The sequence below is a fragment of the Bradyrhizobium sp. 76 genome (genome assembly GCF_023073025.1).
In the GTDB taxonomy this organism is placed as follows: domain Bacteria; phylum Pseudomonadota; class Alphaproteobacteria; order Rhizobiales; family Xanthobacteraceae; genus Bradyrhizobium.
The window spans coordinates 396095-420298 of record NZ_JADPIS010000015.1 but is presented as its reverse complement, the minus strand read 5'-3'; the positions used below and the strand labels follow the sequence as shown (position 1 = coordinate 420298).

Sequence of the window (24204 nt, the reverse complement as noted above, 5' to 3'; positions counted from 1 at the left end):
GACGGCCGGCACATCAGGTTGACTACCTAGCCGAAGGTGAGGATTCCCCTATCCGGCTTTGCTTTCCCGATTCCGGAGTCTTGCTCAGCGCCGGGTCGATTGCCGAGTCGGTCGCGCCGAACCAGGCAACATAAATCGTCGGCAAGAAGACGAGGGTGAGAACCGTCGCAACCAGCAAGCCACCCATGATGGCGAATGCCATCGGTCCCCAAAACACTGTCGGCGCAATCGGAATCATCCCAAGGACAGTCGATATCGCTGTCAACATGATCGGCCGGAACCGGGAGCTGCTAGCGTCTACCGCGGCTTCCCAAGGCGACTTGCCGATCGCGCGCTCCGCGTCGATCTGACCGATCAGAATGACCGCGTTCTTGCTGATCATACCCAAGAGCGCAAGGACACCCAGGATGGCAACGAAGCCGAGCGGCCTCCCGGAAAGCATCAACGCGGCGACGACCCCGATCAGTCCGAGCGGCGCCACGCTGAGGACCATGAACAGCCTCGGGAAGCTCTGGAGCTGGACCATGAGGACCGTAAACATGACGAACAGCATCACTGGAACGACCGCCAGCACGGATGCCTGCGACTTTTGGCTCTCCTCTACCGTGCCGCCGACGACCACTCTGTACGATGGCGGAAGGGTCTTCTGGAACTTCTCGATGGCCGGCAACAGCGAGGCGACAACGCCTTCCGGCAATTTGTCACCGTCGATGGCAGCCTGGACCGTCAAAGTCGGAACGCGGTCCCGACGCCAGACGAGCGGGAATTCCTGGTCATATTCGAAGGAAGCAAATTGACTGAGAGGAACGGTCTGTCCGCCGCCCAGCGCTACTTGCAGGTTGCGCAGACTGTCCAGCGAGACCCTCTGCTCGTCAGTCGCGCGCGCCACCACGTTGACGAGATAGATATCATCGCGAACCTGAGTGACAGGCGTGCCCGTGATGACGGCGTTCAAAACGGTCGCAATCGCCTGTGAGCTCAGACCGAGTTGCCGCGCCTCGTTCTGGTCCACGCGAATACGGACCTGCCGGTCGGGCTCCATCCAATCGAAATTCGTTTGCTTAGTGTCCGGACTGGACGCGACGATCTGCCCGACCTGAAGCGCGATCTCGCGCACCCGTTCGACGTCTGGCCCGCTGACCCGGTACTGAATCGGCCAACCGACCGGCGGCCCGAGCTCGAGCGGCGAGACGAACGCGACCGCCTTGGGGAATTCTTCGGCCAGCGTTTTTTCTAGCTTCACATGCAGGCGATCCCGAGCGGCGACGTCCTTCGCGATCACCACGATCTGCGTGAAGAAATCGTTCGGGAGCTGGACGTTGAGGGGCAAGTAGAAGCGGATGGCGCCCCGTCCGACATAAGTGCTCCACCGAGCCACGTCGGGGTCGGTCGCAAGCGCCGCATCCAGGCGCTTCGCCGCTGCTTCGCTCGCGTAGATCGAAGCGTTCTGCGGCAGGCTGATATCGACCAGCAGCTCCGGACGATCCGATGACGGAAAAAACTGCCGCGGGATCAGCGGCATTGCAAGGACCGACGCGACGAAGAGTGCCAGGGAAATTGCGATCGTGAGCCATTTCGCGCGCATCGCCAAGGTCAGAAAATGCCGGTATATCCGGAAAATCCTGCCCGGGTCCGCCGACTTGCCCCGCTTGGGCGGGACAAGGATGGCGGCGCCCAATAGCGGCGTGAAAATGACCGCGACCATCCAGGACACCAGCAGCGCGATGGTGACGACCGCGAAGAGCGAGAACGTGTATTCTCCAGCGGAGCTCGCCGCAAAGCCGACAGGAATGAAGCCCGCGATGGTCACCAGCGTGCCAGCGAGCATCGCCATCGCATGGGTCCGGTAGGCGAAAGTAGCCGCCTCGATCTTGCTCGCACCTTCCGCCAATTTGGTCAGGGTCGCGTCCGTCGTGGTCATGGCATCGTCGACCAGCAGCGCGAGCGCTATGATCAGGGCACCGAGCGATATACGCTGCATATCGATGCTGAGCAGTCCCATGATCGGCATAACGATAGCCAGCGTCAACGGTATCGCCAGCGCGATGATCAGGCCCGGACGCACGCCCAGGCTGATGAAACTGACGACCATGATGATGGCGACGGCCTGCAGCAGCGAAACCATGAATTCTCGAATTGCGTGGTTGACCACGACGGGCTGGTCCGCGACCAGGCTGGGCTCGATGCCTATCGGGAGTCCCGCGGTAATCTGCGCCATCGCCTTGGTGATGTTCGCACCCAGCGCAAGAATATCCCCGCCATCTCTCATGGCGATTGCGAGTCCTATGGCCGGCTTTCCATTGACTCGAAACATCGGGTGGGGCGGGTCTGTGTAACCGCGACGCACCCGCGCGATGTCGCTCAGGCGGAGCATGTGCCCGCCCGCGGAAAAATTGATGCCGGCGATGTCCTGCTCGGACTGAAAGCCGCCGGACACTCGTAGCGAGATACTCTCGGCGCTCGTCTGTACCGTTCCGGCCGGGCGGACGATGTTTTGCGACTGAAGGGCCGCAATAAGGGCGGACCGATCGACCCCGAGTGCCGCGAGCTCCTTAGTGGAGAACTCGACGAAGATCGCTTCGTCCTGCTCGCCAAGGAGCTCGATTTTCGACACGTCGGGAACCATCAGCAACTTTGAGCGGATCTCCTCGACTTGGTCACGCAGCTCGCGCTGGGTAAAACCGTCGCTCGTGAAGCCGTAGATGATCCCGAAAGTATCGCCGAATTCGTCGTTGAACCCCGGACCGATGACTCCGGCGGGCAGCGTATGGCGCATGTCACCGATCGACTTGCGCACGTGGTACCAAGTGTCCGTGACCTCTCTCGCGCTGGCACTACCTTTTAGATTTACGAATACGGTCGAGACACCTGCCCTCGTGAAGCTGCGAAGGAAGTCGAGATGCGGTGTTTCCTGCAGGCGACGTTCGAGGCGCTCCGTCACCTGCTTCATCGTCTCCTCTACGGAGGCCCCCGGCCAAGCGGCTTGAACGACCATCGTCTTGATGATGAAGGCCGGATCTTCGTTCCGACCCAGGCGGAAATAGAACAGACCGCCCGCGACCACCGCAATGATCATCATGTAGACGACGAGCGAGCGGTGTTTCAGCGCCCAATCGGAGAGATTGACCCCACTCATTGCTCTGATCCGAGAACCCGGACCTTCTGGCCAGGATGAAGTGCCTGCACCCCGGCGGTGACAATGACCTCGCCGGTATCCAGTCCTTGCGCAATCACCGCTTGGGCTTCATCGAACCGCAGAACGTCCACATTGCGCACCGAGACCGTACCGAGGGTGGGGTCGACGATCCACACCGCGGGACGTTGGTTCATCCTCGTCAGGGCGGAGGCCGGTATATCGATCATCGGCCCTGCGCTCGTGCTCACCCGCCCCACGACCGTCGCCCCAAGGCGCATCGCCGCCGGAGGATCGGTCAGGCCGACCTTGACCTCGAAGGTCCGAGTCACGGCACTGGCTTGCGCCGCAACCTCGCGCACGCGCCCCTTGGCGTTAATCGCCGGATCATCCGCAAGGCTGACATCGACCTCCGGCTCGGCTGAAGCTGACCGGACCAACTGGGAAGGCACGTCGAAGACAGCATCGCGACCATCTTGGCGCGCGATTCTCGCGATCATCTGTCCCGCCTGCACCACTTCGCCAGCTCCCGGGCCGGTCGCAGTAATCACCCCGGGCGCGTCGGCCTTCAGTTCCGTGAACCCGACCAAGTCATGCGCGGAACTGAGTGCCGCTTCGGCGGCATCGACCTGCGATCGGGCCGTTTGCTGCGCTTGGGTCGCGGCATCGTAATTGACACGTGTGGTCCAACCCTGCGCCAGCAACGTCTCCTGACGATCAAAGTGATTGCGCGCCTGCGTCATTTGTCCCTGGGCCGCGGCGAGAGCCGCCTGCGCCTGGCGCAGCGCATTCAGCTCGTTCTGGGACTCCAATCGCGCTAGAACCTGGCCGGCCTTGACCCGGTCGCCGACCTTGCTGTCATTGCTCAAAAGCCGCCCGGATATCCGGAACGCAACATTCACTTCATCTTCTGCTTCGATCCGCCCGGAGAAGGTCAGGGGTGTGGTGATCTTGCGCTTTTCAACGGTCGCTGTGCGCACAATTCGTGGCGCCGGCGGGTCATCCGCTGCGGTCTCTCTTCCGCAGCCTGCCAGCACAGGCGAGAGCGCCGCCACGAACGCGAAAGTAATGACGTGTCGAGGTGTGGAATGGCTGCCACGCGTGGACATGAGCTCTTCGTTCCGGAAGTGAGTGTCGCCAAGTAGATCGGCCTTCCCGAGGTCGCGGTATCACGGTCTCGCCGCCGGCATTTTCGGCTAAGGGGTCCGCCGCAAACATCGGGAAATCTACCTGTTCATCCGGATGTAATCATGTGCGCGAACATTCGTGCCTTGGGAGATTCCCGACAACCCGGTCAGGCAATCACCCGATATCGCCTGTTCGACTGGCGACACATGATGGGATTGTCAGGTGAAGCAGTAGCCCCCTGCAATAGAGCCGTCCGCTACTCGTACTTCGCATGACCGGCAAGTAGCCGGGCTGACGCGAAACCGACTTGAACGATGACGCTTGAACGTGCCTCAAACCGCCGGATCAGGAGAATTCAAATGCGAATGTTTATCCTAGCCACAGCCGCAATTCTGGGAACGTTGGCGATTCTGCCAACGGCTACTCCGGCCAACGCGGCTGGATCATGGTGTTCGAAGAAACAGGGCATGACGCACTGTGGTTACTCAACTGAGGAGCAATGCCGGGCATCCAGGAGCGGACGAGGCGGAAGCTGCTTCCGGCGCCAGGCGTCACGCTAGTCTTGCGCGGGCTGAGCGGCACGATTGCGAAATCTCATCCAAGAAGGTGGCGCCGGACGAACGACTCGGCGGCACCTTCTGAACCATTCTGGATGACGATGTACCGCTACTCGCGGTCACGCCGAAGGCCGAAGATGGATCTCAAACTGCAGATCCCCAATGCGACGCTGCCGTCTGGGTCCGTCCTCATCAAACAGGCCGAGCCGGTCCCTCCGGACGCCCCGAAGCTCGGCAATGCCATGCGACGCCGATCGAGGCCTTCGAGCATGAGCGAATACTCGGGAAGACCAGACGAGCCGGCGCGAAACGCCTCCAGGGGCCGATGGTCGAGCGCGGCTTTGCGAGCGGCCGGGTTCGGCTGCCTCTGGCTGGTGCTCGCGGGCGCTCAGGTCGGAGACATTCCCGCGGCAGCAGCCGCAGTTATCGCAGCGACCTGGACAAGTCTTCACTTTCTGGAGCCGAGCAGCGCGAGGCGTTCTCTTCCCGCCGTTGCCCGCCTGGTTCTGCTTTTCCTGTATCGCTCGGTCGTAGCCGGGCTGGACGTTGCCGGCCGCGCGCTGAATCCGCGTTTGCCGCTTCATCCGGGCTTTCTAGCCTATCCGACCCAGCTATCCCGTGGCGTACGGCAGAACGTGTTCACGACGCTCACGAGCCTGTTGCCCGGGACGGTGCCAGCCGGAGAGGAGAGCGGCCATATCATCTATCACTGTCTCGACATCACTCAGCCGGTCCTCGCCGATCTCGCCGCCGAGGAAGCGGCGCTGGTCCGGGCGCTCTACAATGACTGAGTTCCTGACCGCAGCAGTCGGCCTGATCCTGGCGCTGCTGGCGCTCGGCCTGGTGTCGATCTTGCGCGGCCCCACGGACGCGGAACGCATGATGGCCGCGCAATTGATCGGCACCGGGGGCATTGCCGTGCTGCTGCTGCTCGGCACTGTGACGGGCGTTCCCGCGTCGGTCGACGTGGCATTGATTCTGGCGCTGCTCGCCACTTTCGCGTCCATCGCATTCGTCAAGAAGGGGCTGTCCCGCCTCAACAGCGACGGGGCCGTTTCAACGGAGGACAATTGAACCTCGTACGAGACATCGTGACGATTGCGTGCGTGTCGGCGGGCGCGTTCTTTTTCTTGGCTGGCACGGTCGGCCTCCTTCGGTTTCCCGACACTCTGACCCGGCTGCACGCCCTGACCAAGGCCGACAATCTCGGCCTGGGCTTCGTCGTGCTCGGGCTGCTTCCCCAAGCAGGAAACCTGCGGGAAGGGTTGAAGTTGATCAGCATCTGGGTGTTCGCGCTTCTTGCTGGCGCCACGGTGTCGCAATTGATCGCACGTACGGTACGCCGGAGCGGTGCCAGATGAGCATCGCAACGGCCTTCGAGATCGTCCTCGCCGCCGTGGTGCTGGGTCTCGCCACATGGACCATCGCTGTCCGCGAGACCTATCCTGCAACGGTGGGATTTGTCGCCTACGGACTCCTGGTTGCGCTGATCTGGGTTCGCCTCGACGCGGTCGATGTCGCACTGACCGAGGCCGCGATCGGCGGAGGTCTGGGCGGAGTCGTTCTGTTGGGGGCGGCTGCCCGATTGCGGGATGCCGAGGCGGTTGCGTCTGAACGACCCGGCCAGGTCGTTCGTCTGAGCGCGGCCATATTGTGTTCCTTGACAGCGGCGGCGCTAGGCATCGCAATCCTGCTTCTGCCTGATCCGGCCCCCTCCCTTGCGCCGGCCGTCGTCTCGAATGCCGGCGCAACCGGACTGGCTAACCCTGTCACCAACGTGCTCATGGCGTTCCGCGGGATGGACACCATGCTCGAGAAGGTCGTGCTCCTGCTGGCCATCGTTGGCGTCTGGTCGCTTGCGTCGGACGGGGCTTGGGGTGGCCGTCCGGGACCCCGGCACGAAGCCGATCCAGATGGCGTGCTCGCCTTCCTCGCCCGACTGCTGCCCCCCGCGGGCATTGTCGTTGGCGTCTACATGTTGTGGACAGGGGCCGATCACCCCGGCGGAGCATTCCAGGGCGGCGCTGTTCTCGCGTCGATGTGGCTGCTGGCGATCATAGCCGGATTGACGGACACACCACCAGTGAGCAGCCGAGGGCTGCGGGTTGTCCTGACGGCCGGGCCCGGCCTGTTTCTTCTCGTCGGCCTTGGGGGATTGTTTTTCGCGTCGGCGTTCCTGGCCTTTCCGGATGAGTTCGCAAAGCCCCTGATACTCGGCATCGAGATCGCGATGATTTCGACAATCGCGGCGACTCTCGCCCTGTTGCTCGCAGGCCCACCGGAAAGGAGTCCACGATGATGAGCAGCGCAACAGTGTTTGGAATGTGTGCCGCCGCGTTGGTTGGGCTTGGGCTGTACGGCCTGATTACGAACCCGCAACCGCTCCGCAAGATCCTCGCATTCAACCTGATCGGCAGCGGCGTGTTTCTTCTGTTCGGCATCGTCGGACGCAGGGGCGCTGGGGCGAGCGTTGGCAACGACCCGGTGCCACAGGCACTGGTGATCACGGGCGTCGTGGTCGCCTTTTCCGCAACTGCCCTGGCGATCGCCTTGTTGCTCCGGTTGTTCGACACCGCGGGCTCCACCACGCTCGGCAATCCCGCACCGACGAGCCTGCACTCCGATTCACCCGGTGACTGATGCTGCCCTCTGCCCCCGCACCGGCAACGACCGCGTCTGGCTTCTTGCTGGTGCTGTCAATCGTCGTACCCGTCGCGGCCGTGCTGCTTGCGTTCGCTCTCGGCGACCGCCGCGTCCGGCAAGTCGCCTTTGCCGTCGTACCGATCGGGTCGGCAATCGTCGTAGCAGTCGGCCTGGCCTTGCCGGCAGGCGACGGCGTCCTCGTCTATCTGCTCGGCGCATGGCCACCCCCCCTGGGCGTGGCGCTGCGCGCGGACGGTTTCTCGGTCGTGATGCTCGCCACGACGGCAATCGTGATCTGCGCAGTTGCCCTCTTTGCTGCGACAGAATTTCGTCCTTCGGCAGCGGACGCGCGCGCGCCCTTCGCATTCTGGGTTCTGTTGCTGGCGATCTGGGCGGCGCTGAACACGATCTTCGTGGGCGGTGATCTCTTTACGCTCTATGTGGCGCTGGAATTGCTAACATTCGCCGCCGTGCCGCTGGTCTCCCTCAGGGGCGGGGCAGAAACGCTTCAGGCTGCGTTGCGCTATCTTCTCTTCGCATTGCTCGGTTCGATCCTCTACCTGATGGGTACGGCCCTGCTCTATGGCGTGTACGGCACGCTGGATATCGAACTGCTGTCTCGGCGCCTTTCTGGAGGGGTCGTCACGCTCCTCGCGGCGGCATTGATGACGACCGGCCTTCTCGCCAAGACCGCGCTCTTTCCGCTGCATCTCTGGCTACCACCCGCTCACGCTGGCGCGCCGGCCGCAGCGAGCGCGATCCTGTCCGGCCTGGTCGTGAAGGGTTCGTTCTTCATCCTCCTCCGGCTTTGGTTCAACGTTCTGCCGGGCCTGCCCGGGTTTGCCGCCGCACAATTTCTCGCAGCGTTGGGAGCCGGCGCGATTCTGGTCGGAAGCATCGTGGCCTTGCGGCAGGAGCGCCTCAAGCTCCTCGTGGCATATTCGACACTGGCTCAAATCGGATATCTCTTCCTGATGTTTCCGCTCGCCCTCGACAGCTCGGGCCGGCTCGAGAGCGGACAGGCCCTAGCAGGCGGGGTGCTTCAGGCGGCCTCCCACGCCACAGCCAAGGCGGCCATGTTCCTGGCAGTCGGTTCGATCTATGTCGGGCTGGGTCATGACCGCATCACCGGGATACGGGGCGTCGCCCGAGCCCTGCCCTTGAGCGTCACGGCCTTCGGATTAGGCGGCATCGCACTGATGGGCATTCAGCCGAGCGGAGCGTCGCTTGCGAAGGAGCTCTTGCTTGAGGAAACGGCGAGGACGGGACAGTGGTGGTGGGCCGTCGTGCTCCACACTGGCGGAATGTTTACGACCGCGTATGTTCTGGTCGTCCTCTCGCATGCGCTTGCGCGTCCAGATCAATCCATCGTCCTTGTCCGCACTCCACACCGCAGCAGCGGTCTGGCGGCGCTTGCCTTGGCGCTCTGTTCGCTTCTGCTTGGACTCGTGCCTTGGGATACCTTTCTGCCGATCCCAGCTGGTGCGGCATCGAAACTGTCCGGATTCGGCGGGCTCGTCAAACTGGGCGTAACGATGCTGGGAGGTGGGGCGCTCGTCATCCTGCTCAGTCCATGGCCCCGTCCCGGCGGCCTTTCGGCGGGCTGGAAGACGCTGATGAGCATCATCGGTCCGTTCCGGCGCGTCTGTCTTGGATTTGGCAGTCTCGTTGAATGGGGCGACGACGTTCTCCGTCAATGGTCGAGCGCCGGCATATCCCTCCTGCTTTCCACATTGCTGCTCGCCGCGTTGATGTTTGGCGCCAATTAGACCAAGGCCGGGTCAAGCGGCATGATTAAGCCGAGGCAGGTCCGGGACATTCTCCCCGCGCCTGAGGGTTTTCTCGGATGCCGCGGCGGCAGCTCGCCGCTTATTCTCGACCCCGCACCGTGCGGTGGGCATCGGCCTTCCCGCCGGAGGCTGTCCCGGTTGAAACTCTCAGGAGGTCTCCATGTCTGATCTGGTCGCCATCGTGTACCCGAACGAAGCAAAGGCTGAAGACGTCCGGCAACGGCTGCTCAAATTGCAAAAAGAGTATCTGATCAGCATCAGCGACGCTGTCATTGCCGTGAAGACCGATTCCGGGACCGTGAAGCTCAACCAGCTCGTCAACACAACCGCGACTGGCGCGATCTCCGGAAGTTTTTGGGGGCTCCTGATCGGAGTACTTTTTCTCAATCCGATCATCGGCGTGGCACTGGGTGCAGCCTCAGGCGCGCTGGGAGGTGCTTTGTCGGATTTCGGCATCAACGACTCGTTCGTGAAGGAGCTCTCGGCTTCGCTCTCTCCCGGCAACGCCGCCCTCTTCGTCCTGATCAAGAACATGACAGCCGACAAGGTGCTCAACGAGATCAAGGACGCTGGCGGGGTCGTGCTGAAAACGTCTCTGGACGAGACCAAGGAGAAGATCCTGCGAGACGCGCTCGCCAGCACAGCGGAGCGACCGGCGGCCTGAGCCGCCTAGCGTCGCCCGCCCATCAGCCGCAAGAGCATCATGAATAGATTAATGAAGTTCAGATAGAGCGACAGCGCCGCGACCACCGACTTGCGGCCTGTCGCTGTCTCGTCGTCCCTATTGTCGTACATCGCCTTGATCCGTTGAGTATCGTAGGCCGTCAGTCCCGCAAACACTCCGACGCCGACGATCGAAATCAACCATTCGAGGCCTGTCGATCTCATGAAGAGGTTGACGACGCTGGCGATGACGACGCCGATCAGGCCCATGAACAGGAAGCTGCCCATCCCGGACAGATCGCGCCTGGTGGTATAGCCGAAGACGCTAAGTGCCGCAAACATTGCGGCTGCGATGAAGAAGACGCGCGTGATCGAAGCGCTGGTGTAAACGTGCAGGAGCGTTGAGAGCGAGACGCCAACCAAAGCGGCATACACGAAGAACAGCAGCCGTGCCGTTTCCGCCGACAGTGTATTGATGCGGGCTCCGATGAAAAACACCAACCCGAGCGGCGCCAGGATGAAAACCCACATCAGCGGGCTCTGAAGCAATGCCGGGCTCGTGAGCTGATAGGTCAACCATGCCGCAAGGGCCGTGAGACCTACACCTGCGGCCATATAGTTGTAGATGCGCAGCATGTATGTGCGCAATCCAGCGTCCATCGCGAGCGAGCTGCCAACGGCTTCCGATATGGTCGCATTAGGATCATAGTTTGACATGGCTTCCTCCTCGCGTCTGATCGCAGGAACAAGCCAAGCTACTGGTCCGGCACTGTCGGGAACATCGGATGATCACCCTACTGCCGGGGGATACACTACCTATCTCGCGGGCCGCCGGCCCGCAGCTTTGTCGAAACGGGAAGCGCCCATCCGGCGTTCCTCATCCCTTTTGTCTAGATTCTTACACGTTTGTCACTGGAAGCAGGCGCTGCGCCAGCCTACTCGGTCTGGAATGCGCTACTTCTTTCACATCGTCGACAAATACGGCCTCTCTCCGGACGGGACAGGACATGAGCACTCGGACCAGGACGCAGCCGTTCTGCATGCCAGGTGTATTGCGGCAGAACTCGCTAAGGCTGGCGAGTTTTTCCGTGAAGGCCTGATACTGGTCGCTGCCGCTCCGGGGGCAGCGGACGCGGTAATTCCAAAGTGACCTCAACGCGGCGGTACGCTCGTCCGCAGATTCCATGCTTTCTCTTCTACAGAGAATCCCGGATGTCCGGAGGCGAGCGTCGGCTCTAAGGTCCGGACAAAGGGTGGCCGCCTATCCCGCTCGATTCCGACGGCGCGTCACTCCATCTCCGGCGGAAAGCCATTCTCGTCATGGCTCCTTCATCGAAACAAGTCGACACCAAGCTTTCGCGAAGTGCGCTCGTCGCACTTGTGGTCGGATCGATGGTTGGCTCCGGGATATTCGCGCTGCCCGCATCATTCGGACATGCCACGGGCGTCCTCGGAACGTTAATCGCCTGGGGCATCGCGGGCACTGGCATGCTGATGCTCGCTTTTGTTTTTCAGGCGCTGTCTCGCCGAAGGCCGGACCTGGACGCAGGCATCTATGCATACGCCAAGGCGGGATTCGGAGAGTATATTGGCTTCGCTTCGGCGGCCGGCTACTGGATCGGATGCTGCATCGCGGACGTCGCCTGTCTCATTCTGATCAAGGCGACAATCGGACAATTCTTCCCGATCTTCGGCGACGGAACGACGCCGGTGGCCATCGCATCAGCATCCCTCCTGCTGTGGTGCGTCCATTTCCTGGTGCTGCGAGGCATCAGGGAAGCGGCCACACTGAATACGGTTGCGACCTATGCCAAGATCATCCCGATCCTGCTTTTCATCGGCGTGGCGTTCATCGTTCTCGATCCCGATCTGATTTCCCGGAATTTTTGGGGGACCGAACAGCCGGGCGTGGCCGCGATTTCCTCACAGGTTCGAAGCACGATGCTGCTCACTGTGTTCGCCTTCGTGGGAATTGAGGGCGCCAGCGTGTACTCGCGCTACGCCCGTGATCGCTCCGATATCGGGTTTGCGACGGTCACTGGCTTTCTTTCCGTTCTCTGCCTTCTCGTAATGGTGACGCTGCTGTCCTACGGGGTGCTTCCGCGGCAGGAACTCGCGGACCTGTCGACACCGTCGATGGCCGGCGTGATGGAAGCGATGGTCGGGCGCTGGGGTGCGATCTTCATCAGCGTGGCCCTACTCATCTCGATCCTTGGCAACTATTTATCCTGGTCGCTGCTCGCGGCGGAGGTGCTGCATTCCGCGGCCATCAATCGTACGATGCCCCTGTTTCTGGCGCGCGTGAACGAGCACGAGGTTCCTGCCGGCGCGCTGTGGCTCACCAATTGCGTCATCCAGACCTTCGTTCTGGTCACCTGGTTCGCCGAATATGCATTCACCCTCGCCTTGAAGATGACCAGCGCGATGACGCTGATCCCGTATTTCTTGGTCGCAGCATACGGCCTCAAGCTATCGTGTCTTGGCCAGTCCTACCATGCAGGGGAGCGCGCCCGTGCCGTCGACGGGATCCGCTCGGCCGTCGCAACGGTCTACGCCATGGGCATGATATACGCGGGCGGCGCCACGTTCCTCCTGCTGTCCTCGATATTGTACGTCCCGGGAACGCTTTTGTTTTTTCTGGCCAGGCGCGAACGCAAGGAGGCCGTCTTCAAGCCTTTCGAGGCGATCATCTTTACTGCGCTCGCGCTCGCCGCTTGTACCGGCGTCTATGCACTGGCGACCGGAGCCATCTCGATCTGAAGTCTTGGTCAAGTGGAGGCGAACATGAATGTCCGAGCCGTCTACGGCGCTTTGGCCCTGGCCGCGTCGGTTGCTACCGCGCAGCTGACCCTCGCCCGGGCAGAAACGACCGCCCCCGCCATATCCGCGCCCAAGCCTGCCGCTGCGACACCTGGGCCCGGCGCGGCGACCCCAAACACCAACACCAACCCGACAAAGCATCGCTACTGGCGGCATCGCGGCGGCTCTCATCCCCATTATGGCAGTCGCCGTATCCGTACTTAGGCTCTGCACACCGACCGCTTCGCGACCCGCGAGTTACCCCATGAGCGAGCTGAGGATTGAACCGGACCAACTACGCGACAACGCACCGCGCGAGGCTGCAGTCGTGGCACACGGGCAGCGCAGTCTTCTCGCTACCGGCCTGGCCCTGCTCGGGACCTGCGTGGCTCTCTTCCTGACCTGGAAAACCGTCTCCAGCCTCCTCGTCATTTTCGCAGGCGTCCTCTTCGCGGCTCTCCTGGATGCGGCCGCGAGGGCCACGGCTCCTGTCGTTCGACTCAATCGCATTTGGCGGCTGACCGTCGTGCTGCTGCTGCTCACGGCAGCGGTCGGACTCGCGCTGGTCTGGGGGGCAGGAAAACTTCCGGAACAAACGCGCATTCTGCTGAAGGTCATGGACACCCAGTTAGACGTGCTGCAGCAGCATCTCTTGACCTACGGCGTCGATCTGCTCGGTCCGGAGTGGGGCCGCGATTTTGCGCAATGGTTGGTCTCTGATCAAGGCCGCTTCTTCAGCCACGCCCAGCGCGTCCTTGGCGGAGCATCCAGCTTTCTGGCTGGCGCACTCGTGATCCTGTTCCTCGGCATTCTCTTTGCTTTCGATCCTACCAGCCACCGCGAGAGCATCGTTCTGCTCGCGAAGCCATCGTGTCGCGCTCGGACGCGCGAAGTGATGGACCAGATGGGTAGTGTCCTGCGACTGTGGTTCGTGGGGCAACTGATCCGCGTTGTCCTAATGACCCTGTGCGTCTGGGCAGCGCTCTATTTAATCGGCCTGCCTGGCCCTTTCGTGCTTGGCTTGCAGGCGGGCTTCTCGAACTTCGTTCCGTATCTCGGACCGATCCTTGCCGCAATTCCGATCGCGCTCGTCGCGATGCCGCTCGGCGCATCGCTGCTGATCTGGGCCGTCGCCGTCTATACCATCATCCAGTCAATCGAGGGCTACGTAGTCGGCCCGCTGATCCAGCGCCAGGCCGTCGAAATCCCTCCCGCTTGGACATTGGTGGCAATCGTGCTGCTGGGTGCCATGTTTGGCGTGATGGGCATCGCGCTCGCCATGCCGCTAGTCGCTGTCGGCCGGGTGGCGATCATCAGGTTCTACGTCGAGGATTACCTCGGGGACGCCCCCCGGCGGATGGTCGACCAGCGCAATCTCGAGGTGACGCATGATCAAGCTTGAGGCTGAACGTATCGCCGGAACGATCACGCCGTCAACACCGTCGGGGATGACGCGCTTTTTATGGCAGCAGCTTCCTTACGTCGTCGCACTAGTTCTGGCTGTTGCGGGTGTCGCCTACACCAATGCGTCGCACCAGCCCCTGGTCGGCTATTGGGAGTTCCTCGCGCTTGCGATCGGCGTGGTGTGTGTCATCGACAAATGGCCCGACCTCGGTGGCAGGGAGGAGCGCTGGCGGCTAATCTGGACTCAGGCCCTGCACTGGGTCGCCGTTCTCGTCGCGATGAACATCATGCTAGTGTCCGGTGTTCAGCAGTTGCTGCCAACGCCCGCGACAAGCCTCGTTCTCCTCACATTGCTTGCCCTCGGGACATTCCTCGCGGGCGTCAGTCTGATGTCGATGCAAATAGCCTTTCTCGGCGTCGCCATGGGCATCACGGTCCCAGCAATCTCCTGGCTTCAGCAATCCGTGATCTTCTTCCTGCTGGGCGCCGTTTTGCTAATCGGCCTCGGCATCACCTTTTGGCTTCGCCGCCAGGATCAAGACACAAGCGGGTCCCCCATCAACACGAACACGGCAACGGAGGGTTGAATGCGAATTAGCTCGCTTGCCGCGGCCATCTGCGGATCCGCTGTCATGTACGTGCTTGCCACGCCCGCCGTAGCTGAGCCGTTCAGGGTGGGCAGACTCATCTGCGTCAGTTCACCGCGTGTGGGGCTCGTCCTGGGCTCGACGCAGGAGCTTCGTTGCGTGTTCACCGCGACGCGGCCACGCCAGCAGTACATCTATGAGGGCCGGATCAGGCGCGTCGGTCTCGACCTGGGCGTTACCAGCGCAGGATCTCTGTCCTGGACCGTCCTAGCACGAAATTCGCGGGTCGGACCGGGCACCTTGCGGGGAAATTATATCGGCGCGAGCGGCAACGTCGCGATGGGTCCCGGCCTCGGAGCAAATGTGCTCATCGGAGGCTCTCGCCGCTCAATCATGCTGCAGCCCCTGTCCATCGAGCGGTCGATCGGATTGAACCTTGCAGCGGGGATCACCAATCTGACACTCGGCCCGCGCGGGCGCCGATAGATCGCAGCCGACGAAGGAGACCTCCATGGCTATATCATGCAAATTCGAGCGAAGTTTGGTGAGCCACGAAGAGTACGGTGCGATCCGGGCTTCCCATCATCCGGATATCTACGCTCTCGATCCGCCAGGTCTGGAGAAGCTCCGTATCCGCCTGCGGCAGATGCGCGACAAGGAGCAGACTCTGGTGAGACAGAAGCAACGTGAACGGAGAGGCAAGGCCGGACCACGCGGCTCAAGCTTTCCGGAAACCACCGAGCTCCGACTGCAGCGGATGCAGGTCTTCGCGGGCGCGCTCAAACGCCTGAACAAGGAGATAAGTCGCGTCCGGAAACTGGAAGCGCGTTCGGCGAATATTGATGCCGCTCGTCGCGCTCTCGCGATGCGGCGCAACGCCAACTTTACATTTTACCCGGCGGCAGGCGACGCGGCGAATCATGGGATGAATCCTCAGCCCAGCCGACGCCGCATGACTAGGATGTCCGGAAAGCGAATTGGCAGTATCTCACAGGCAACGAAAGCCTCTCAGGCTCGGCGCGATTCAAGACATTGATCTCTGCGAGCGCCCGTCAGCGGCAAGGCGCTCCGCGCCGCCGATGCAGTGAGCACAACAGGTTTTGGCGTTCGCAGAGCCGACGCTACACAAAATGAAGGTGAAGGCCAGAACGGGCGCCATTTTCGAAATGATCATGATTATCCTCCCTGTTGTTCGAGCGGCTCGACGGGCCGAAAGCATAATGCGGAGCCGCTTCACCTAGCGGCAGTATCGACTCGACACGCGGTGCGACCTTCCACTATGCGAGCGATACCAGCAGCTGCCGTTTCGCCAATAATAGCGATGCCAATGTTGATGTCGCCGGTGGGCACCGGCTATCGCTCCGGCCGTAGCTCCTATGGCAGCGCCGCGACGACCGCCGACGGCACCGCCAATAACGGCACCCCGAATTGCGCTCTGGCCAAAGGATTCACTCGAAGGGAGCATTCCTGCAAGTGAAAGGAGAATCACCAATAGCGAAAGCTTCCGCATCTCGCAGGCCCTTTCATTTATCAAGCGCCGGTGCAAGTGTGCGCTTTATTTGCTGATCGCAGCGCATGGCATATCACCGGGCGGTCAACGGATAAATCCGCACATTGCCATTCAAATCTGAGGGTTTTTGTGGATTACCTTCGTGGTCATTCATGCAACGGGCTCTCTCTACTCAGAGCCGAGCGACGCAGCGCTTGCTCGCAGAGTCGCCCATCCGACCTCCGCCTCGAGCGCTCCCTTCCCACACGATCTGTTCCGGCGCGAACCACCTGGACCCGTATCTGCGGCGACAGGGAAGCACTTCTGGCAGGCTTCGGGACACCGCGAATATTCCTCCTGACACATTCAGGGTTTCATCGGATGTTAGCATTGCGCGACCGCGACTAGCGTTCCGTGGCGCTAACTGGATTAGTCGCCGGAATGCGGGAGGATGGCGTGGCCACATACGACAGCAGCCCCCACGTTAGAACCTTTGGTCCTCGCTCCCGGTGGACATGCGCGCTCCTTGGTGTCGTGATGATCGCGGCCGGCGTCTTGGCGCTGGGCGACATCGTGTTCGCGACGATCATCAGCGTCAAGCTGATCGGGCTTGCCGCAATTCTTGTCGGCGCGTTCGAGATCATCCACGCGTTTTGGACAAAGGGATGGGGCGGATTCCTTTGGCAGATCCTGCTCGGCATACTTTATCTTGCGTTCGGGTTGCTGCTGCTTATGCAGCCGGCGGCCGGTGCCCTCATCCTGACCTCGCTGCTTGGGGCGGTTCTGCTGGCATCGGGGATCATCCGGTGCGTGCTCAGCTTTGCACATTGGCAACAGGGTGGCTGGCTGATGCTGGTTTCCGGCGTCATCGGGCTGGTCGCCGGCTTCCTAATCGTGTTCGGCTTCCCGGCCATCAGCGTCTGGGCGCTCGGATTCCTGCTGGGAGTCGATTTGATTTCGCACGGAGTGGCTTGGCTGCTCTACGCCCTTCAGACAGCGCGGCGAACCGCCTGACAAAGGAGACGAAAGATGATGGACACACCGAGCCGTCGGGCTTTTCTTGGCTTTGCTAAGAATGCCGTTGCTGCCGTGGCGATCGGCGCCGTCGGGGTTCGTTTCATTGAGGCCGCGGAAGCGATGCCGATCGCTCACGATCTCGGCCGGCCGAGCGAGCAACCAGACCTCCCGACGCAAACACAATGGGGACCACCGTCTCGTCGTCGGGGATGGGGCCGGCCGCGCCGGCGCCGCTGGGTTTGCTGGTGGCATCGCGGTCGTCGCCGCTGCGGATGGCGATGGCACTAGGATCGCAACGCGCGCAATCCGCCGACAGCAGATTTGTCACGAAGCCCGCGCCAGTCCTAATCAGACGAAGGAGGCAGCTTTGCGCATCACGAATCGATGGGTCGTTGGGACCCTTCTGGCAGCTCTTCTCGTCGCGGCAATCTGGTACTGCGTGGCCGTATGGCAGGCAACGCCATCCATGCCGCTTTACCGCAACGTCATCCTGGGAGGCGCTGCAATCCTGATGCTGGTGACCGGCTGCGGCCTGATCGCGCTCATGTTCTACAGCCGCCGCAAGGGCTACGACGAACCCGCACACAGCAATCGCATGCGGCGGGAGTAGCGAGGCACCGGGGAAGCACTGACCCGGCCCCACGTCCGGTGCAAGGAGCGGATGATGATCCTTGCTGGCGTCTCGATCAGGCTCCTGGGGCAACTCTCCTGATGGTCGTCGCCGGCGGAGCGGCCCAAGCCGAGTCGACTCCGGCCACGCCACCCGAGGTCGGCATCGTGGAGGCGGTCAAGCGGCCGATCACCGAGAGCAGTGAATTTCTCGGGCGGATCGAGGCGATCAATCGGGTCAACCTTGTTGCCCGCGTCATGCATTACTAGAACGGCGCCTGATCGAGGAAGGCGCCGAAATCAGCAAAGGCGATGAGCTCTATCGGCTTGAGCGTGGTCCCTTCGAAGCGGATCTCGCGTCGAAACAGGCATAGGTGGCCCAGCTTGAGGCCACACTCGAGCAGGCGGCCATCCACGGCGCACATTTGCGTTTCCGCGCGGTGATGATGACCTCGGTTGCCTTCATCCTAGGCCACGTGCCGCTTGTAATCGCGACTGGCGGATAGCTCGCTCCCAGCCGCTGTCCGTTGAGCGATCAATAAGGCTGAATTCGAGGCCAGAGTGACCGTTAGGCCCACAAAGCAGGAGGTAACGACATGCTCTCCGAAGTCGTTGTGCGGATGCAAAAAGCCGCGTGTGCGGCGACCATTCTTTGGTCATGCGCCGCTCTCAGTCCTGGGCTGGCGCAGGAGCGCTCTGCCCTGACAGTTTTCGAGAATGTGCGCATTTTCGATGGGAAGAGTCAGGCGCTCTCCGCTCCGTCGAATGTCCTCATCCGGGGCAACACCATCGAGCGTATTGCGATCGCTTCCAATCCGGTCGATCGATCCCCGGACACCCGCACTATAGCAAGCGGTGGACGCGTGCTGATGCCCGGGCTCAGCGACATGCATTGGCATGCGACGATGGTTCGTCCGACCCCTGCTCAAATGCTTTCGAGCGACTTGGGTTACACGATGCTGCTCGCGGGCGCGGAAGCCACTGCTACGCTGATGCGCGGGTTCACCACCGTAAGGGACATGGGCGGCCCTGCCTTCGCGCTGAAGCGCGCCATCGATGAGGGGATCGTGGTAGGCCCTCGCATCTATCCGTCGGGTGCCGTCATCACAGTCACGGGAGGGCATGGCGACTTCCGTGAGCTCTGGGAGCTGCCGCAAAGTCTTGGCGGAACGAGCCGCGTCGAGCAGCTCGGTGGAAGCATGATCGCCGACAGCCCCGACGAGGTTCGCAAGCGAACGCGCGAACAGCTCATGCAGGGCGCATCGCAAATCAAGCTGACCGCAGGCGGCGGCGTCGCTTCGCCTTTCAGCCCACTGGATGTGACCACCTTCAGTGAGGCTGAATTGCGGGCGGCGGTCGAAGCAGCTACCGATTGGGGAACCTATGTGGCGACCCACGCCTATACGCCAAACGCCATCCGACGCTCTGTTGCTGCAGGCGTCAAGGTGATTGAGCATGGTCATTTGATGGATGAGCCGACCGCACGTCTCCTCGCGGAGGAGAAGATCTGGCTGAGCACACAGCCATTCGTAGACCTTGGCGGCGCAGCCATGCTTCCTCCCGTGCAACAAGCGCAGATGCGCCAGGTGGTTGCGGGCACCGACACCACGTACGGGTTTGTCAAAAAATACAAGATCAAGACGGCGTTCGGGACTGATATTCTCTTCTCCAAGGCGTTGGCCGAGCATCAGGGTCAGGGTATCGTGGATCTCACGCGTTGGTTCACCCCGGCGGAAGCATTGGCAATGGCGACTTCAGCAAACGGAGAGTTGCTTGCCCTCTCCGGTGCGCGCAATCCCTATCCCGGCAAGCTCGGAGTGGTCGAAGAAGGCGCGTTGGCGGATCTCCTGCTTGTCGACGGCAATCCCTTGGAGGACATTCGCCTCATCGCCGACCCGGAGAACAAATTCGTCGTGATCATGAAGGACGGCATCATCTACAAGGACATTCGTCCGAAATGATCCCTGGGCGGGATGCTTCGCGCGCTGCCGGTCTTGCTCGCACGCAATTCACGTCTGCGCAGGTTCATTGCCGCCGTGGGCTTCCCGAAAAGCCAGCATCGGAGAGAGTGGCGGAATGAACATCGTCAAAAGTCTCGCGCAGATTGTCTGGCGGTACGCGGTATCTCTATCAGGCGTCGGATTGGCGTTGGGATCATTGTTCTTCGCGGCGGCACTTACGCCGACGCTCGTCCCAAGAAGCTATTTGATCTAGGGAGTCCTTGCCGGCACCTGTTTTGCGATCGTCTACGAATGCAATATGGTGTTCTAAATTCAAAGCATCGATAAGTATTCTTTTCTCTGGGAGCAAGTTCTGCATCACATCGTCGTCAATATTTACAAGAACATCCACGTCTCCGGGATCTGGTTTTTCTGAAAGAAAACTGCCGTCAACGAACGCTATGCAGGAAAGCTTTACGCGAAGCAGCTCCTGGGCAAGCTCTTCCAAGGCATAGAAGAGCTTTTCTCTTCTCTGCCTTGCTTGGCCATGAAATCGATGAACGCAAGGGACTCGATTTCACGGAGCGTCATAAAGTGACGCCCCGGCGCCAGTAGCGGCGGGTGATCGAACTTGTGCGCTGCCATTGCAGCCGTAGCCCCCCAGCGCTTCCACCATCAGCAATTGCGGTGTGGCGCTGACTCGCCTTAACAGATCGTGGCTGGGTACGGTAGGTGCAATATTCCCTGCCGAGTGCCCAGAACGCTTGCTGAACGGAATTTGTAAACCGGCTGTAAACAGGCGATGCGCCGTAGGTCGACGGCGCCGAACTGACCTTGATGCAATTTAGAAAAATGGTCGGAGCGAGAGGATTTGAACCTCCGACCCCTAGTCTCCCAGACTAGTGCGCTAACCGGGCTGCGCCACGCTCCGAACGTCGTTCCATTAGCTAGGATCGCCGGTTTGCGCAAGGCGAGGTCACACCATTTTGGATTTTGGTGCCTCTGCCGAAAGGCACCGGAACTGCCCCCAAAGCCGAGGAGATCCGGCGTCAGGCGTCCTTGAGCGCCTGATCCAGCATTTCGCGGCAGGCGATGAGTTCGGCGAGCACCCGTCCGAGGCGCTCCCGGTCGATGGCGCTGGGGCCTGCGGGCGCGGCGGGGGTGCCGCCCTTGCGGAAGGTGGTGAGGATTTCCTCGTCGTCGGTCTCGGAGAAGCGGAAGTCGATGCCCTCCTCCTCCTCGCCCTGGTAATCGTCGTCGTCACTATCGCGGGCGCCGCGGACGCCGGTCTCCTCCTCGGGCTCCATCAGGCTGGCGCCGACGGCGTCCTCGATAGCCCCGAACGAGACCGCGGCCGCGCTGTCGGCGAGGCCCTGCACCGATTTGACGCCGTGCTCCTTGAGGATCCGCTGCACGCCGCGGATGGTGTAGCCCTCGCCGTAGAGGAGACGGCGGATACCCTTGAGCAGGTCGACGTCGTCGGGGCGGTAATAGCGGCGGCCGCCGCTGCGCTTCATCGGCTTGATCTGGGAGAAACGCGTCTCCCAGAACCGCAGCACGTGCTGCGGAATGTCGAGTTCCTGCGCTACTTCGCTGATGGTTCGGAACGCATCCGGCGCCTTGTCCAAATGCCAAATCCTTATCCGGAAGGCGGATTACGCCTCGGGTTGCGCCTTGCTGGCGTCGCCATTGGTGCGGTGCTGGGCGTTGATCCGCTGCTTCAGGATTGCGGACGGCTTGAACACCATGACCCGGCGCGGCGAGATCGGCACCTCGGTGCCGGTCTTCGGGTTGCGACCGATGCGCTGACCCTTCTTGCGGACCATGAAGGAGCCGAACGAGGACAGCTTCACCGTCTCGCCTTTCTCAAGGCAATCGGTGATCTCCTTCAGCACGAGTTCCACGAAGGCAGACGATTCCGTGCGCGACAGCCCCACCTTCTGGTAGACGGCTTCGCACAGATCGACACGCGTTACGGTTTTACTTTGATCGGTCATCGCCCTGCCCCACATCACGGCGAACAATTGTTGTCTGAAATTATGAGCTTACGATACGGCGGTCAACAGCGCTCATCAATGCAGGCGCATCGATAATCCGATCTGATTCGGGCAAATTTTATCGACTGTGGCTTACCAGCGCACCAGCGCGGAGCCCCAGGTGAAGCCGCCGCCCATGGCTTCGAGCAGAACCAGGTCGCCGCGCTTGATGCGGCCGTCCTTGCGCGCCACCGACAGCGCCAGCGGGATCGAGGCAGCCGAGGTGTTGCCGTGAAGGTCCACCGTCAGCACCACCTTCTCCGGCGCGATGTGGAGCTTGTGCGCGGACGCGTCGATGATTCGCTTGTTGGCCTGGTGCGGCACGAACCAGTCGATGCTGTCGGCATTGAGCCCGGTCGCCTTGAAGGCGTCGACGATCACGTCGGTGATCATGCCGACCGCGTGCTTGAAGACCTCGCGGCCCTCCATGCGCAGATGGCCGACAGTCTGGGTCGAGGACGGGCCGCCGTCGACGAACAGCTTCGCCTTGTGGCGGCCGTCGGAGCGCAAATGCGTGGTCACGATCCCCCGGTCGGTCGCGGCATTGCCCGGCTGCTCCTGCGCCTCCAGCACCACCGCGCCGGCGCCGTCGCCGAACAGCACGCAGGTGCCGCGATCGGTCCAGTCGAGAATGCGCGAGAAGGTTTCCGCGCCGATCACCAGCGCGCGCTTGAAGGCGCCCGTGCGCAGGAAATTATCGGCGGTGGCGAGCCCGAACACGAAGCCCGAGCACACCGCCTGAAGGTCGAAGGCCGCGCCATGGTTGATGCCGAGCCCATGCTGCACGGCGACCGCGCTGGCGGGGAAAGTGTTGTCAGGGGTCGAGGTCGCGAGCACGATCAGGTCGATCGACTGCGCGTCCACGCCGGCATCGGCGAGCGCGGCCTGCGCCGCCTTGAGCGCCAGATGCGAGGTGAACTCGCCCTCGGCCGCGATGTGCCGCTCGCGAATGCCGGTGCGCTGCACGATCCACTCGTCGGACGTGTCAATGCGCGCCGCCAATTGGGCGTTGGTCACCACCTGCTCCGGCAAATAAGAGCCGCAGCCCAGCACGACCGAACGAATTTGAGTCACGAAACAGCCTCCTGCGCGGCTTGCACGGAATTGAGTGCACCACCTTCGCGGTTGAGCATCTGATTGATCTTGTTGAGGAGATCGAATTTGACCATCTCATAGCCAACATCAATCGCATAGGCAAAGCCTTCGGCAGCGATTCCGCCATGGCTCTTGACCACGATCCCGTTCAACCCCAGCAACACCCCGCCGTTGGATTTGTTCGGGTCCATCTTGTTCCGCAGGGCCTGGAAGGCGTTGCGCGCAAAGAGATAGCCGAGCTTTGACAGCCAGCCCCGTTTCATCTCGTCCCGGAGCAATTCCGCCATCTGCCGTGCGGTTCCCTCCGCGGCCTTCAGCGCGATGTTGCCGCTGTAGCCTTCGGTGACGATGACGTCCGCCACTCCCTTGCCGATGCCGTCGCCCTCGACGAAGCCGAGATAGTCGAGCTCGGGCAGGTTCCTGGCGCGCAGGATTTCGCCGGCCTCGCGAATCTCCTCGTGCCCCTTGATCTCCTCGACCCCGATATTGAGCAGGCCGACCGTGGGACGCTTCTTGTTGAACAACACGCTGGCCATCGCCGCGCCCATGATGGCGAGCGACACCAGATGGTGGGTATCGCCGCCGATGCTGGCGCCGAGGTCGAGGACCACGGAATCGCCGCGCCTGGTCGGCCACATGCCGGCGATGGCCGGACGATCGACGCCCGGCAGCGTGCGCAGGTGGAAGCGCGACATCGCCATCAGCGCGCCGGTATTCCCGGCGGAGACCGCGACATCCGCCTCGCCCTTTTTCACAGCATCGATGGCAAGCCACATCGAGGAGGTCCTGCGGCCGCGCCGGAGCGCCTGGCTCGGCTTTTCCTCGCCGCTGACCGCGACATCGGTATGGATGATCTTCGAGGCGGCCTTCAGCGCGGGGTGGCGATCGAGCTCGGGCTCGATCTTGGCGCGGTCCCCGATCAGCAGGAATTCGATCTCGCGATGCCTGTGAAGCGAGATGGCGGCGCCTGGGATGACCACCGCGGCGCCGGCGTCGCCCCCCATGGCGTCAAGCGCGATGCGAACCTTGCTTGGCATAAAAGTCCTGGAAACCTGGTCTGGTGCGGTCTTGAACGAGCGGGGCCGCAAATGGGTTCGCCACGAACATGGCGGTCGGTCAAGCGCCACGCTGCACCCGGACCGGGGCGCGACAATAGCGTTTTGTTATCCCGAAACAACCTCTTGCCCCCAGCCTTTTGCATTCGGGACGATCCGGCCGCAGACGGCCTAATTCACAAGAAGTACATCAAAATCAAACAGATAATTCGACCTTTCAAACCACGATCGCAAACACCTCGCACCCCGTAGCAAAGCG

General features: G+C 61.9%; 26 protein-coding genes and 1 tRNA gene. 17 read left to right on the top strand and 10 right to left on the bottom strand.

Annotated features, from left to right (window positions below; translation table 11 throughout):
• Nucleotides 1–22: 22 nt before the first annotated feature.
• Nucleotides 23–3136: an efflux RND transporter permease subunit gene (locus IVB48_RS02940; protein ID WP_247397271.1), complete on the bottom strand. Its 3114-nt coding sequence runs from the start codon at nt 3134–3136 to the stop codon at nt 23–25.
• Complete coding sequence (locus IVB48_RS02935) at nt 3133–4242, bottom strand: efflux RND transporter periplasmic adaptor subunit (RefSeq protein ID WP_247397269.1); 1110 nt, start codon at nt 4240–4242, stop codon at nt 3133–3135. Before IVB48_RS02935 ends, IVB48_RS02940 begins: the two co-directional genes overlap by 4 nt.
• A gap of 333 nt (nt 4243–4575) precedes the next feature.
• Between IVB48_RS02935 and IVB48_RS02930 the strand changes: the two genes are divergently transcribed.
• The 8 genes from IVB48_RS02930 (at nt 4576) to IVB48_RS02895 (ending at nt 9915) form a co-directional block, all read left to right on the top strand.
• On the top strand, nt 4576–4821 hold the full coding sequence (locus tag IVB48_RS02930; protein ID WP_346015280.1) for a DUF3551 domain-containing protein: 246 nt from the start codon (nt 4576–4578) through the stop codon (nt 4819–4821).
• 134 nt (nt 4822–4955) lie between these two features.
• A complete protein-coding gene (locus IVB48_RS02925; protein ID WP_247397266.1) occupies nt 4956–5609 on the top strand; it encodes a Na+/H+ antiporter subunit E in 654 nt (217 codons plus the stop codon).
• On the top strand, nt 5602–5892 hold the full coding sequence (locus IVB48_RS02920; protein ID WP_247397263.1) for a monovalent cation/H+ antiporter complex subunit F: 291 nt from the start codon (nt 5602–5604) through the stop codon (nt 5890–5892). The genes IVB48_RS02925 and IVB48_RS02920 overlap by 8 nt, the downstream gene beginning before the upstream one ends.
• Complete coding sequence (locus tag IVB48_RS02915) at nt 5889–6179, top strand: monovalent cation/H(+) antiporter subunit G (protein WP_247397259.1); 291 nt, start codon at nt 5889–5891, stop codon at nt 6177–6179. The genes IVB48_RS02920 and IVB48_RS02915 overlap by 4 nt, the downstream gene beginning before the upstream one ends.
• Complete coding sequence (locus IVB48_RS02910) at nt 6176–7117, top strand: hydrogenase subunit MbhD domain-containing protein (RefSeq protein ID WP_247397256.1); 942 nt, start codon at nt 6176–6178, stop codon at nt 7115–7117. Before IVB48_RS02915 ends, IVB48_RS02910 begins: the two co-directional genes overlap by 4 nt.
• The gene (locus tag IVB48_RS02905; RefSeq protein ID WP_247398132.1) at nt 7117–7458 is read left to right on the top strand and encodes an NADH-quinone oxidoreductase subunit K; all 342 of its coding nucleotides are present in this window, start codon (nt 7117–7119) and stop codon (nt 7456–7458) included. Before IVB48_RS02910 ends, IVB48_RS02905 begins: the two co-directional genes overlap by 1 nt.
• Nucleotides 7459–7538: 80 nt before the next feature.
• Nucleotides 7539–9230: a proton-conducting transporter membrane subunit gene (locus tag IVB48_RS02900; protein ID WP_247397253.1), complete on the top strand. Its 1692-nt coding sequence runs from the start codon at nt 7539–7541 to the stop codon at nt 9228–9230.
• A gap of 181 nt (nt 9231–9411) precedes the next feature.
• Nucleotides 9412–9915: a DUF1269 domain-containing protein gene (locus IVB48_RS02895; protein WP_247397250.1), complete on the top strand. Its 504-nt coding sequence runs from the start codon at nt 9412–9414 to the stop codon at nt 9913–9915.
• 5 nt (nt 9916–9920) lie between these two features.
• Here IVB48_RS02895 and IVB48_RS02890 read toward each other — a convergent pair whose 3' ends face one another.
• The gene (locus IVB48_RS02890) at nt 9921–10631 is read right to left on the bottom strand and encodes a Bax inhibitor-1/YccA family protein (protein ID WP_247397247.1); all 711 of its coding nucleotides are present in this window, start codon (nt 10629–10631) and stop codon (nt 9921–9923) included.
• 603 nt (nt 10632–11234) lie between these two features.
• Between IVB48_RS02890 and IVB48_RS02885 the strand changes: the two genes are divergently transcribed.
• The 8 genes from IVB48_RS02885 (at nt 11235) to IVB48_RS02850 (ending at nt 18089) form a co-directional block, all read left to right on the top strand.
• Entirely contained in the window at nt 11235–12674 is a 1440-nt protein-coding gene (locus tag IVB48_RS02885) for a basic amino acid/polyamine antiporter (RefSeq protein WP_247397244.1), read from the top strand.
• Between the two features lie 304 nt (nt 12675–12978).
• A complete protein-coding gene (locus IVB48_RS02880) occupies nt 12979–14115 on the top strand; it encodes an AI-2E family transporter (protein WP_247397241.1) in 1137 nt (378 codons plus the stop codon).
• Nucleotides 14102–14704, top strand: coding sequence for a hypothetical protein (locus IVB48_RS02875; RefSeq protein WP_247397236.1), 603 nt, complete (start codon nt 14102–14104; stop codon nt 14702–14704). The genes IVB48_RS02880 and IVB48_RS02875 overlap by 14 nt, the downstream gene beginning before the upstream one ends.
• Nucleotides 14705–15190 carry a DUF992 domain-containing protein gene (locus IVB48_RS02870; protein WP_346283293.1) on the top strand — a complete coding sequence of 162 codons (486 nt, stop codon included), beginning with the start codon at nt 14705–14707 and terminating at the stop codon, nt 15188–15190. It abuts the gene before it with no gap.
• A gap of 58 nt (nt 15191–15248) precedes the next feature.
• Nucleotides 15249–15740, top strand: coding sequence for a hypothetical protein (locus IVB48_RS02865; protein ID WP_247397229.1), 492 nt, complete (start codon nt 15249–15251; stop codon nt 15738–15740).
• Between the two features lie 894 nt (nt 15741–16634).
• Entirely contained in the window at nt 16635–17207 is a 573-nt protein-coding gene (locus IVB48_RS02860) for an HdeD family acid-resistance protein (RefSeq protein ID WP_256468852.1), read from the top strand.
• A gap of 370 nt (nt 17208–17577) precedes the next feature.
• Nucleotides 17578–17820, top strand: coding sequence for a hypothetical protein (locus IVB48_RS02855; protein WP_247397228.1), 243 nt, complete (start codon nt 17578–17580; stop codon nt 17818–17820).
• Between the two features lie 101 nt (nt 17821–17921).
• Complete coding sequence (locus IVB48_RS02850; RefSeq protein ID WP_247356181.1) at nt 17922–18089, top strand: hypothetical protein; 168 nt, start codon at nt 17922–17924, stop codon at nt 18087–18089.
• On the opposite strand, the gene IVB48_RS02845 is transcribed toward IVB48_RS02850, so the two are convergent.
• Nucleotides 18086–18244 carry a hypothetical protein gene (locus IVB48_RS02845; protein WP_247356180.1) on the bottom strand — a complete coding sequence of 53 codons (159 nt, stop codon included), beginning with the start codon at nt 18242–18244 and terminating at the stop codon, nt 18086–18088. The two genes, IVB48_RS02850 and IVB48_RS02845, sit on opposite strands and share 4 nt — an antisense overlap.
• 171 nt (nt 18245–18415) lie before the next feature.
• Between IVB48_RS02845 and IVB48_RS02840 the strand changes: the two genes are divergently transcribed.
• Entirely contained in the window at nt 18416–19780 is a 1365-nt protein-coding gene (locus IVB48_RS02840) for an amidohydrolase family protein (protein ID WP_247397225.1), read from the top strand.
• Nucleotides 19781–19973: 193 nt separating this feature from the next.
• On the opposite strand, the gene IVB48_RS02835 is transcribed toward IVB48_RS02840, so the two are convergent.
• The 6 genes from IVB48_RS02835 to plsX all read right to left on the bottom strand — a co-directional run bounded on the left by IVB48_RS02835 (nt 19974) and on the right by plsX (nt 23927).
• Complete coding sequence (locus IVB48_RS02835; RefSeq protein ID WP_247398208.1) at nt 19974–20267, bottom strand: hypothetical protein; 294 nt, start codon at nt 20265–20267, stop codon at nt 19974–19976.
• Between the two features lie 345 nt (nt 20268–20612).
• Nucleotides 20613–20690: transfer RNA gene (locus tag IVB48_RS02830), tRNA-Pro, on the bottom strand.
• A 118-nt stretch (nt 20691–20808) separates the two neighbouring features.
• A complete protein-coding gene (locus IVB48_RS02825; RefSeq protein ID WP_007611070.1) occupies nt 20809–21387 on the bottom strand; it encodes a MerR family transcriptional regulator in 579 nt (192 codons plus the stop codon).
• A 27-nt stretch (nt 21388–21414) separates the two neighbouring features.
• Complete coding sequence (locus tag IVB48_RS02820) at nt 21415–21756, bottom strand: integration host factor subunit alpha (RefSeq protein ID WP_018456841.1); 342 nt, start codon at nt 21754–21756, stop codon at nt 21415–21417.
• Between the two features lie 132 nt (nt 21757–21888).
• Entirely contained in the window at nt 21889–22869 is a 981-nt protein-coding gene (locus tag IVB48_RS02815) for a beta-ketoacyl-ACP synthase III (RefSeq protein WP_026233249.1), read from the bottom strand.
• Entirely contained in the window at nt 22866–23927 is a 1062-nt protein-coding gene (gene plsX / locus IVB48_RS02810) for a phosphate acyltransferase PlsX (protein WP_247397223.1), read from the bottom strand. Before plsX ends, IVB48_RS02815 begins: the two co-directional genes overlap by 4 nt.
• Between the last annotated feature and the right edge of the window lie 277 nt (nt 23928–24204).

Coding starts and splice junctions, on each gene's coding strand:
- IVB48_RS02940 (WP_247397271.1), bottom strand. CDS start 3,136: ATGAGTGGGGTCAATCTCTCCGATTGGGCGCTGAAACACCGCTCGCTC.
- IVB48_RS02935 (WP_247397269.1), bottom strand. CDS start 4,242: ATGTCCACGCGTGGCAGCCATTCCACACCTCGACACGTCATTACTTTC.
- IVB48_RS02930 (WP_346015280.1), top strand. CDS start 4,576: ATGACGCTTGAACGTGCCTCAAACCGCCGGATCAGGAGAATTCAAATG.
- IVB48_RS02925 (WP_247397266.1), top strand. CDS start 4,956: ATGGATCTCAAACTGCAGATCCCCAATGCGACGCTGCCGTCTGGGTCC.
- IVB48_RS02920 (WP_247397263.1), top strand. CDS start 5,602: ATGACTGAGTTCCTGACCGCAGCAGTCGGCCTGATCCTGGCGCTGCTG.
- IVB48_RS02910 (WP_247397256.1), top strand. CDS start 6,176: ATGAGCATCGCAACGGCCTTCGAGATCGTCCTCGCCGCCGTGGTGCTG.
- IVB48_RS02905 (WP_247398132.1), top strand. CDS start 7,117: ATGAGCAGCGCAACAGTGTTTGGAATGTGTGCCGCCGCGTTGGTTGGG.
- IVB48_RS02895 (WP_247397250.1), top strand. CDS start 9,412: ATGTCTGATCTGGTCGCCATCGTGTACCCGAACGAAGCAAAGGCTGAA.
- IVB48_RS02890 (WP_247397247.1), bottom strand. CDS start 10,631: ATGTCAAACTATGATCCTAATGCGACCATATCGGAAGCCGTTGGCAGC.
- IVB48_RS02885 (WP_247397244.1), top strand. CDS start 11,235: ATGGCTCCTTCATCGAAACAAGTCGACACCAAGCTTTCGCGAAGTGCG.
- IVB48_RS02880 (WP_247397241.1), top strand. CDS start 12,979: ATGAGCGAGCTGAGGATTGAACCGGACCAACTACGCGACAACGCACCG.
- IVB48_RS02875 (WP_247397236.1), top strand. CDS start 14,102: ATGATCAAGCTTGAGGCTGAACGTATCGCCGGAACGATCACGCCGTCA.
- IVB48_RS02870 (WP_346283293.1), top strand. CDS start 14,705: ATGCGAATTAGCTCGCTTGCCGCGGCCATCTGCGGATCCGCTGTCATG.
- IVB48_RS02860 (WP_256468852.1), top strand. CDS start 16,635: ATGCGGGAGGATGGCGTGGCCACATACGACAGCAGCCCCCACGTTAGA.
- IVB48_RS02850 (WP_247356181.1), top strand. CDS start 17,922: ATGGTCGTCGCCGGCGGAGCGGCCCAAGCCGAGTCGACTCCGGCCACG.
- IVB48_RS02845 (WP_247356180.1), bottom strand. CDS start 18,244: ATGTGCGCCGTGGATGGCCGCCTGCTCGAGTGTGGCCTCAAGCTGGGC.
- IVB48_RS02840 (WP_247397225.1), top strand. CDS start 18,416: ATGCTCTCCGAAGTCGTTGTGCGGATGCAAAAAGCCGCGTGTGCGGCG.
- IVB48_RS02820 (WP_018456841.1), bottom strand. CDS start 21,756: ATGACCGATCAAAGTAAAACCGTAACGCGTGTCGATCTGTGCGAAGCC.
- plsX (WP_247397223.1), bottom strand. CDS start 23,927: ATGCCAAGCAAGGTTCGCATCGCGCTTGACGCCATGGGGGGCGACGCC.